Below are 7,903 nucleotides of genomic sequence, written 5' to 3' on the forward strand. Positions count from 1 at the left end.
CAACCAACTCCTTCTTTACTTCCACAAGTTCCTGCCGAGTAAAGTTGCTGCTCAATTATGCTGCTTAAAACCCACGAATTTATACAGTTTGATTTCCCAAATTGAATTAGTCTGCTGTCTGCTTCTTTTGAACTCTAACTCTTTGATGTCAATGGGTTTTACTTTCTTGTAATTTGCGATCGCCCCGTGGTCGATTACGATTTGCTTTTGTGTCGCGTGCAGTATTTCATTACGGCAATCAATTGAATAAATCCAACATTCGTGTTTCCATTGCATACCGCAGCAATAGCCAAATGTTCTGTTGGTTCGCAGGTAAACTCTCTCCAGTAAATTCACCTCAACGGATGGAATTGTTTGTCCCCAAGGTGGAGAAAGATACCAACTTGTTTTGAGTGCGTTAATGTTGTCAATCATGCTTTTCTCCTCAATAAGTAATTAATGGCTTCGGAGTCAATAGAGGCAATACGCTTTTTTAGATGTTGTGGGGAATTGTCAAAACAATTCGCAATTCGCAGTTCGCAATTCGCAATTAAAATACAATTGGATAATTTAATTGGTATGGAAACCTCTCCATTCATTGAGAAAAACAGAATTAATATTCAACCATCCAACTTCAGATATAAGGAAGCAAATTGCGAATTGCGAATTGCGAATTGCGAATTGTAAAAGTCGCACCCAGCCAGAAACGGTGGTGGAATGGACACACAGAACACGGGCGATTTCAGCACTAGTATAGTTATCGAGAAAAGGGCTTGTAGAATAACCCAAAGCCCAAAGTTTAGTGGCAATAGCAATTGGAGTGTGGGAATAGCCATGTCTTTTTAAGATTGAGGCTATTTGCTTAGGGGTATAAAGTTCAGCTTTAGCTTCAATGATTCCGAGTTCTTCATCAGTCCATTTGGAATTCATTTATTACCTCCAATATTTATGCAGATTTAGCATCAGATTTTCCTGGTCCAATTCGAGCGCTGATAGATTGAAAATCTACTTGAAAAATGTTCATATCTATGGACATTTTCCCATTGTTGTAGCGGTCTACTATGTGCTGTTTAATTGCGGATTGATTCAGCCCATCAGGGATATCGATGTGAGCTTCACTTATGATTTTTTCTACTACTGTAACGATGACTCTCATAGGTAATTTCTATTTGATTAATTGAGGATTCAGAAGTAAAAATATTCTGAATCCTGTATGCTGATTTACACTGCTCCAGTCTTTACTGCTTGCAACTGCTGCATCCATCCGTTGATTGCCGTTAATTCATCCGCACCGCTAGCAACAGCATCAACAACTAGCTTTTGATACAAAGATTCAGCATGATTGGGATAGTCGCATTCGTTTGCTGCCCAAGCTAAACACATGGTTCTGATTAGTTCATTAATCTGGTTAATATCAAGTAAACTTGGGCGGTCAACATTCTGGAATTGCAACCACTCTCTGACCAAATCAAGTGGATAATCAAGCAAGGTGCGAATATTTTTAACTCGCAAATCCTGTGGGTGTACTGATTGAGGAACTACACTAAGTTTTGGTGGAGTTAGTGGGGGTTCGGGAATCGAGTTTGAAGTTTTACCCAATAAGGATTGGATGTCACGAATGATAGTTGCCCAATCCAAATCTCTACTCCATTCCCTGTAAATCTTAGTTTTGGTTGGAGCATCGTAAAGATTGCAGAAAACTGTGTTCTCGTCGCCAGCATTAGCAACGATAATCAGTGGCTTAGAAAAATCCTGAACAATTGATGCAGCGAGAAGGAAGCTTTTGGCGAAGTTGGTTTCAAGACCAGTTCTGACGATATAAAGTTCATCGGCACTGATAACAATATCCAGCTTCAGATTGTCCTTCCCTTTGAATTCTTTAGTAGTCAATCGCAGTTCTGACAGATACCCAGTTAACGCTCTTTGGGGAACTGGGATTTTCTTATCCTGGCTGATATTAAACTTGTACCAAATGAAATATTCGCCATCTACCTCCCCTTGATTGACAAATAAATAGATGGGTTCGGGAGGGTTGCATAAACCTAGTTTGATTTCAGTAACCATATTCACCTCGGTTAAAGTTTTATTGATTGGTGTTCTGTGTATAATGGGAATTCTGTAGCGGAAAGCAATTTCCCGTAGTAGCAATCGTCTGAATATTAGACTACATTCAGACGATTGCTTTTGTATTAAAGAGAAGGCTGTTGATTTCGCTCTAACTCCCATTGCAAATAAGACAGCGCAGTTTGAGCATCGGCAATGTTTAAATCTGGCTGATACCCTGCTTCCAGCAGTTGTTTGTAATCTGGATGCGTAGCAATTTTAGATAGCAAGTTTTGGGCTTGTTCAACTAACTGGTGCAGATTGGGGTTAGACAAATCAAAGCCGAGTCTGGAACATAAATCCTCAGCTTTCACACCGAATGTTCCTGGCTCAATCTCCGTTTCTAACTCTTCAAGCAGAGATTGAAAAGTAGGATGTTCATCGTTGATTTCAATCTCAAATAAATCTGCACTATGTGTGACGACAGTTGCCCAATCAGGTAAAGTCTGTGCAATGCTCTTTGCATAAAGCTTCATAATTTTATCCTCTGGGATTAATAACCTAAAAATCCTCGGCAATTTCCAACAAAAAACCGCGTCCCGTGTTAGTTAATACGGTTAACTGTCGGTTGAGAATGCTTATTTGCTGTTGATAAAAGTCAATCTCTGCGGAAATTTGCTGGAATAATTCTTCTGGTGTAAGCGGTTGGATTTGATTCTCTTGCAAGTACGATATCTCGTCAGAATTCTTGTTAGGCATCAATACATAACGCCATTCTTCATCAAATTGTTCAGCCAATTCTGTACCAGATGGGTAGTAGTAAAGTCCTAGAATCGTGCCTTGTTCTGTACGCTGTTCCAAAGCAAAGCGAGGGTAGCCCCAGTGTTGGGGGATTGAGATTGTGGCTTGCATATTTGTGATTAATGAATGGAGGGAATGTGTTTTAGGGAAAAGGGGAAAGGGGAAAGGAATGAATAGATTTACCTTTAACCAATACCTTTAACCTTTTCCCAGGCGAAGCCCAAGACTTACGCTGTTACTAACTCCGCTTTTTCCAGCAGGCGCTGCAATTTATCGCCAGTTAGTTGTTCTAACGGTTGCTCTAAAAAGTATTCATCAAAAACGGATTTACTATCAGTAGACACGTCCACCATCGACAGCGATTGAACTGCTGACATTGCAGAATCACAGGGTATGCGCTGGGTTTCGTCTGCTGCGCGTGTGAACCACCAGCTAGCGTCAGTCTGCCCTACTTCGCCCAGCTTCACGTCGTTGTGGTAAATCCCATCGTCGAGGATTTCAAAGCCGTATTTCTCACATTCATCGAAAATCTGCGCCATGACTTCATTACCAGTAGTAGAAGAGGACAAGGAGCAGGGTGCGGGGTGCATGGGAGAGAATCTTTCTCCTCTGCCCCCTGCTCCCTGCTCCTTGTCCTCTTCTACTACTGGTAATGAGCCGTCTTTGTAGTGAGTGCAGATGAAGCGATCGCAACGCATTAGAGTGTTGGCACGGAATACTTCTTTATCGTTGACCATTACTACCCAGCGTTGGGTTAGGTGGTTGTCGTCATGGCTGATGCTGGCTACCAGTTTGTCATCAGCGTAATATTCGTGATGGTCAAACGAGATTTCGACTATTGTGAGGGGTTCGGGAGCTACAACTTGGGCTTGGTCAGCAATGTAGTTGTCGAGTTCGGCTTGAGCGAGGGCTTGGTTGTCGGGGGCAGCAGGGGCGACTTTCTGAACCTTGCTTGCTTGGTAATTAGCGATCGCGCTAATCCAAGAATCCTTACAGCGTTTGTCGCTTACTTCGACTGTGCAGCCGATTTCGCTGTAGATTTGCTTGAGTCGCGCAATCGATTTCAGTTGTAGCTGTTGATGGCTGTATGTCGGATGTGTCATGATTGTTAAACTCCTTGAAATTAGGATTAGAGAAGCGCTCTAGATTGGTAGTCGGGGGCGCTTTCTCTACATCTTTATAGTACACTACTAGTTTATAGTGTGTTAACTATTAGTTAGTAGTGTATAGTAAAACTAATAGTTAACGCTTTACTCTAAGGAGGTGGTAGTGTGATTAGTGCAAAAATGCGAATAAGACAAGTCAAGGAAGTTGAAATTGAGGGGCTAGGAGAGCGGATTAAGCAAGCTCGATTAGATTCGAGTAAGTCTCTAGAGCAAATATGTGATGAAGTTGGTTTATCGCGCACTTACTGGTACGACATCGAAAAGGAAACTCTTAAAGGGGCGCTTTCAATTGAAAACCTTCGCAAAATCGAAGAAGTTTTGGGAGTTTCCTTTGGTGTAAACCTGGAGGAAGATTGTGATATTTAATCATGCTACTGCTAATCCACAGGTTTTTTTGGTGAGTACTTTGGGAGAGATTATCGCAACTAACTATCACACTTTGAGCAAATGCCATTGAACTAATAAGAGGTGGAAACATGACTAAACCATCCTCTAAGCGTAAAAAGCCTACCCCTGCTTCATCCAGTGATGACACGCTACCAGATAACCTTACCCGAGAAGAAAACCCAGGTTCAGCAACGATTACCGTTAGTGCTGTTGAAGTTCCAGAGTTAACCGAGCAGGAACAAAGCGATCGCCTTCACTTAGAGCGCCGTGTGGAACGGGCGTTTTTTGAGGCAGGCAAGGCATTGGCTCAGTTGCGTGATCGCAGGTTATACAGATCCACTCATCGCACATTTGAGGAGTATTGTCGTGATAGATTTGGATACACCCATCGCCGAGTCAATTATTTAATAGCTGGTTCTATAGTATTTGACAACATAGTGGCGGGAACAAATTGTTCTCAAAATGAGGAAGCAGATGAAATGGGAACAAATTGTTCCCAAAACGAGGAAGTGGATGAAACGGGAACAAATTGTTCCCAAAATGAGGAAGTGGATGAAACGGGAACAAATTGTTCCCAAAATGAGGAAGTAGACAAAATTCGACCTAACCCCTCACGAATCCTGCCAACTAACGAAGGACAAGTACGCCCTCTGGCAAAGCTAGAACCCCAGCAGCAGGTTAAAGTTTGGCAACGGGCAGTACAGGAGGCTGGCGGTAAAGTTCCCAGTGCCAGGATCGTCACTGATGTGGTGCAGAAAATTATGGAGAGAACCAAAGTACCAAACACCTACCAAATCGGTGAAGTCTGCCAAATTCTTGCTAAGGACAATCCAGAACTGAAAGGCAAAGGTGGCTTTTGGGCAATTGTCAGCGCAGTGAATGACTTTAGTTGCACCGTGAAAATGTGGGATGGCGAGTATGCCGTTGGGTTGCAACACTTAAAGTCTTACGATTACTTGCCTGCTGAATGTGAGCAGATGCAGCTAATCAGCGATCGCATCAGTCGGGTGTATTCGAGTGGGCTGGAGGAGTCGGTGCAGAAGTTTTTGGAATCGTTGGGGAAGCTGAAGCGGGTTTATTTAACGGCGTTAGAAGAAAAAGTGCTGAGTCTTTTAGAGTCGGAAATTACACATAAGGAAGCCTGGGGGTAAGGCAGGGATTTATGTGAGCGATTAAGTCATTGTCAATGAAGTCTGCTGTTCAAGCCGAGTTTGTAAATCTACAATCAGGTTTTCTCCACTGCGTCGGGCTGACCATACACTAGAATACTGCAAACCTATATTCCAAGATGTCTATGCGCTTACCCGAATTGAAGTAATTGACGCAGCAGGTAGTTTACTCGCTATTGTTAAGATGAAACCGTCAACCGCCCAACTCTATCGATATTATCGCTGTTGAGTATTGCAGTAAACCCTAGTAAAATACGACAGTACAAGGGGGAAGGTAGGGGTAGTATTCATTGGCGAATGATTATTAGGAATGGCAAGGATTACTCACAGGCGTACTATCATTATGAATTTTAGAGTCAGGGCAATCGCTTGGTCGAGTCGTGGAAGTACATTCCCAAGCGGTTACTGAAGCGGATTCAGGAGATGGAGTGGGAAAAAACGGCAGTGAAGGAGATATTGCAGTTATTGGGAGCGAAAAAATGATAATTCTGAAGCTGTCACCCCAACGGCTGTTAAAATCTTTGGGCTAATCAGCCAAAACAGAGCAATCACCTTTTATTAGAGCGAAAAGGTATATCCCGCTTGAAAACGTGAAACTCTTGCTGTGGCTGGGTGTAGACGGTTGGGTGCAGGCTGTAGGAAAAAAGATCAGAAAAGCCAAAATTAAGTGCAACCTTAATAAATTCCTTTATTACTAAACCCCACACCCATAGGTCTTATAGTCGATTTAGCTTTAAGGGGCGTGCCATTCGGTTTTGTAACAATGTACTAAGGATGAATAATGCCGAAGTAAATAGCAACGACACTTAGAATAATCACGCTAGTAACCAGGGTGAGGGCAATACGAAATCCCCTGTTAGGCAATTGTTCGCGGGTAAGCACGCTATCTGCTTGTACCTGAGTTGTTGGCTCAGTTTTTGATTCGGGCTGAATATGGGAAGTAGTATCCTTTGACAAAGGAGCTTTACTCTCGAATTTTGTTGTTTGAGCTTCTGGTGATTGCATAGATTGCGTTGATTTTTGGGACTATCTTTACAATTGTTAATAAAGTTTTTAATTAATACCTCTTTCTTAAGAAAAGTTTTGGTCGGGAATATACTTCTACTAAAGGATTAGTAAATGTAAAGCTAAACCTTAATTAATGTGACCTGAGCGAAAACAAGAGGTTTAGCAGACGGCGTACAACGAGCCGATGGTAAAGTACTACTCATCGCATTGCATTGTTCAATATGGGTGCAACAAATTATGGAACGCACCTAAGTACCTAGCAGTTACGAAATTGGGGAAGTCTGTCAAATCCTTGCCAATGACAACCCAGAACTCAGAGGCAAAGGTGGCTGTTGGGCAATTGTCAGCGCAGTGAATGACTTTAGTTGCACGGTGAGAATGTGGGATGGCGAGTACACGGTTGGGTTGCAACACCTGAAGTCCTTCAACTATCTGCCTGCCGAGTGTGAGCAGATGCAGGTGATTTGCGATCGCATCAATCGGGTGTATTCTGATTAGCTTGAGAGCAGCCTATGATTCTGTTAACTATGAATAGATGAAACTAATTCTATTTTCTGATATTCTTGGCACTGGCGAAAGTACCCTATCAGAAGAAATTGCACGGATATTGCATATCCCTGTATTCTTTCGCTTACTGGATACTAGGGGCAATGCTGCTATCACAGTTGCGTGTTCAACAGGAGGGATTTTACGTTACGACTGCTGAAGCGCTACTCAGAATGCTAATCCAACGACAATTAATATTAGGACAATAGATGCAGTTCATACTTTAAATGAAAATGTTCAGACAATTCGGAAATATGTTAAATTCTGAAAATGATAACTAGAACTAGCTCAGGAAAAATGATTACTTGCTGTAGCAGTGTCAACAGGTTGAGGAGATTAGCGATGTCTACGGCTAAAAAAATAAAAGTGAGGGATACAGTTACCCGTTAGAGAAGAAAATACTTAAAATTCAGAAATATACAATGTAGCAGGGGTTTTTAGCTGAAATTCAAATTCAATTTTTAACTAGTAAATTAGATAAAAAACGATATTTTAAAGGGTTTGGATACAAGGATTTGTAATATTAATTAAGAAAAGGGTTAATTGAAGGACAAGACAGATAAAACCTTTTTTTATCCTTCAATTAACCCTTTCTCTAGCTTTTGCAAAGTACCTTTCGTAAAAATTCTACTGAAAGGATATTTTAACGACTGTTATTCGTTAACAATCGTAAAGCCTTCATAATCAATGGCTCCAGTTGAAGCACTAGGTAAATTGACTGTACCAAGCAAGGTGGCGGTTGCAAAACCAGCACCGTTAGTACCTGTAGCACTACCTAAACTTAGACCTGATGCACTAAGCTCG

The 7,903-nt window shown here is 41.8% G+C and carries 12 protein-coding genes; 4 read left to right on the forward strand and 8 right to left on the reverse strand.

Going from position 1 to position 7,903, the window contains the following annotated elements; all coding sequences use genetic code 11:
- Nucleotides 1-51: 51 nt before the first annotated feature.
- The 7 genes from H6G97_RS40490 to H6G97_RS40520 form a co-directional block, all read right to left on the reverse strand.
- Nucleotides 52-414, reverse strand: coding sequence for a DUF1392 family protein (locus H6G97_RS40490; RefSeq protein ID WP_190946251.1), 363 nt, complete (start codon nucleotides 412-414; stop codon nucleotides 52-54).
- Nucleotides 415-549: 135 nt separating this feature from the next.
- Nucleotides 550-909 (reverse strand): hypothetical protein, encoded by a 360-nt coding sequence (locus H6G97_RS40495; protein ID WP_190946252.1) that lies wholly within the window; start codon nucleotides 907-909, stop codon nucleotides 550-552.
- A 16-nt stretch (nucleotides 910-925) separates the two neighbouring features.
- Nucleotides 926-1,135 carry a hypothetical protein gene (locus tag H6G97_RS40500; RefSeq protein WP_190946253.1) on the reverse strand — a complete coding sequence of 70 codons (210 nt, stop codon included), beginning with the start codon at nucleotides 1,133-1,135 and terminating at the stop codon, nucleotides 926-928.
- Nucleotides 1,136-1,200: 65 nt separating this feature from the next.
- Nucleotides 1,201-2,043, reverse strand: a complete 843-nt coding sequence (locus tag H6G97_RS40505; protein WP_190946254.1) for a hypothetical protein — start codon at nucleotides 2,041-2,043, stop codon at nucleotides 1,201-1,203.
- A gap of 125 nt (nucleotides 2,044-2,168) precedes the next feature.
- On the reverse strand, nucleotides 2,169-2,558 hold the full coding sequence (locus H6G97_RS53810; RefSeq protein ID WP_242055905.1) for a hypothetical protein: 390 nt from the start codon (nucleotides 2,556-2,558) through the stop codon (nucleotides 2,169-2,171).
- A gap of 25 nt (nucleotides 2,559-2,583) precedes the next feature.
- Nucleotides 2,584-2,934: a hypothetical protein gene (locus H6G97_RS40515; protein WP_190946255.1), complete on the reverse strand. Its 351-nt coding sequence runs from the start codon at nucleotides 2,932-2,934 to the stop codon at nucleotides 2,584-2,586.
- 116 nt (nucleotides 2,935-3,050) lie between these two features.
- Complete coding sequence (locus H6G97_RS40520; protein WP_190946256.1) at nucleotides 3,051-3,926, reverse strand: hypothetical protein; 876 nt, start codon at nucleotides 3,924-3,926, stop codon at nucleotides 3,051-3,053.
- A 183-nt stretch (nucleotides 3,927-4,109) separates the two neighbouring features.
- Here H6G97_RS40520 and H6G97_RS40525 point away from each other — a divergent pair, with 183 nt between their 5' ends.
- The 3 genes from H6G97_RS40525 (at nucleotide 4,110) to H6G97_RS40535 (ending at nucleotide 6,075) form a co-directional block, all read left to right on the forward strand.
- Entirely contained in the window at nucleotides 4,110-4,355 is a 246-nt protein-coding gene (locus H6G97_RS40525; RefSeq protein WP_179076365.1) for a helix-turn-helix domain-containing protein, read from the forward strand.
- Between the two features lie 110 nt (nucleotides 4,356-4,465).
- Nucleotides 4,466-5,527, forward strand: a complete 1,062-nt coding sequence (locus tag H6G97_RS40530) for a hypothetical protein (protein ID WP_190946257.1) — start codon at nucleotides 4,466-4,468, stop codon at nucleotides 5,525-5,527.
- A gap of 398 nt (nucleotides 5,528-5,925) precedes the next feature.
- Nucleotides 5,926-6,075: a hypothetical protein gene (locus H6G97_RS40535; RefSeq protein ID WP_190946258.1), complete on the forward strand. Its 150-nt coding sequence runs from the start codon at nucleotides 5,926-5,928 to the stop codon at nucleotides 6,073-6,075.
- Nucleotides 6,076-6,313: 238 nt separating this feature from the next.
- Here the strand turns inward: H6G97_RS40535 and H6G97_RS40540 are convergent, their stop codons facing one another.
- Entirely contained in the window at nucleotides 6,314-6,550 is a 237-nt protein-coding gene (locus H6G97_RS40540; protein ID WP_190946259.1) for a hypothetical protein, read from the reverse strand.
- A 354-nt stretch (nucleotides 6,551-6,904) separates the two neighbouring features.
- On the opposite strand from H6G97_RS40540, the gene H6G97_RS53815 reads away from it, so the two are divergent.
- Nucleotides 6,905-7,051: a hypothetical protein gene (locus H6G97_RS53815; protein ID WP_242055906.1), complete on the forward strand. Its 147-nt coding sequence runs from the start codon at nucleotides 6,905-6,907 to the stop codon at nucleotides 7,049-7,051.
- Nucleotides 7,052-7,903 lie beyond the last annotated feature (852 nt).

Source organism: Nostoc flagelliforme FACHB-838 (assembly GCF_014698065.1).
In the GTDB taxonomy this organism is placed as follows: Bacteria; Cyanobacteriota; Cyanobacteriia; order Cyanobacteriales; family Nostocaceae; genus Nostoc; species Nostoc flagelliforme_B.

Bases quoted from the DNA above. Each gene is read 5' to 3' on its own strand.
- H6G97_RS40490 (WP_190946251.1), bottom strand. From the start codon at position 414: ATGATTGACAACATTAACGCACTCAAAACAAGTTGGTATCTTTCTCCA.
- H6G97_RS40495 (WP_190946252.1), bottom strand. From the start codon at position 909: ATGAATTCCAAATGGACTGATGAAGAACTCGGAATCATTGAAGCTAAA.
- H6G97_RS40500 (WP_190946253.1), bottom strand. From the start codon at position 1,135: ATGAGAGTCATCGTTACAGTAGTAGAAAAAATCATAAGTGAAGCTCAC.
- H6G97_RS40505 (WP_190946254.1), bottom strand. From the start codon at position 2,043: ATGGTTACTGAAATCAAACTAGGTTTATGCAACCCTCCCGAACCCATC.
- H6G97_RS53810 (WP_242055905.1), bottom strand. From the start codon at position 2,558: ATGAAGCTTTATGCAAAGAGCATTGCACAGACTTTACCTGATTGGGCA.
- H6G97_RS40515 (WP_190946255.1), bottom strand. From the start codon at position 2,934: ATGCAAGCCACAATCTCAATCCCCCAACACTGGGGCTACCCTCGCTTT.
- H6G97_RS40520 (WP_190946256.1), bottom strand. From the start codon at position 3,926: ATGACACATCCGACATACAGCCATCAACAGCTACAACTGAAATCGATT.
- H6G97_RS40525 (WP_179076365.1), top strand. From the start codon at position 4,110: ATGCGAATAAGACAAGTCAAGGAAGTTGAAATTGAGGGGCTAGGAGAG.
- H6G97_RS40530 (WP_190946257.1), top strand. From the start codon at position 4,466: ATGACTAAACCATCCTCTAAGCGTAAAAAGCCTACCCCTGCTTCATCC.
- H6G97_RS40540 (WP_190946259.1), bottom strand. From the start codon at position 6,550: ATGCAATCACCAGAAGCTCAAACAACAAAATTCGAGAGTAAAGCTCCT.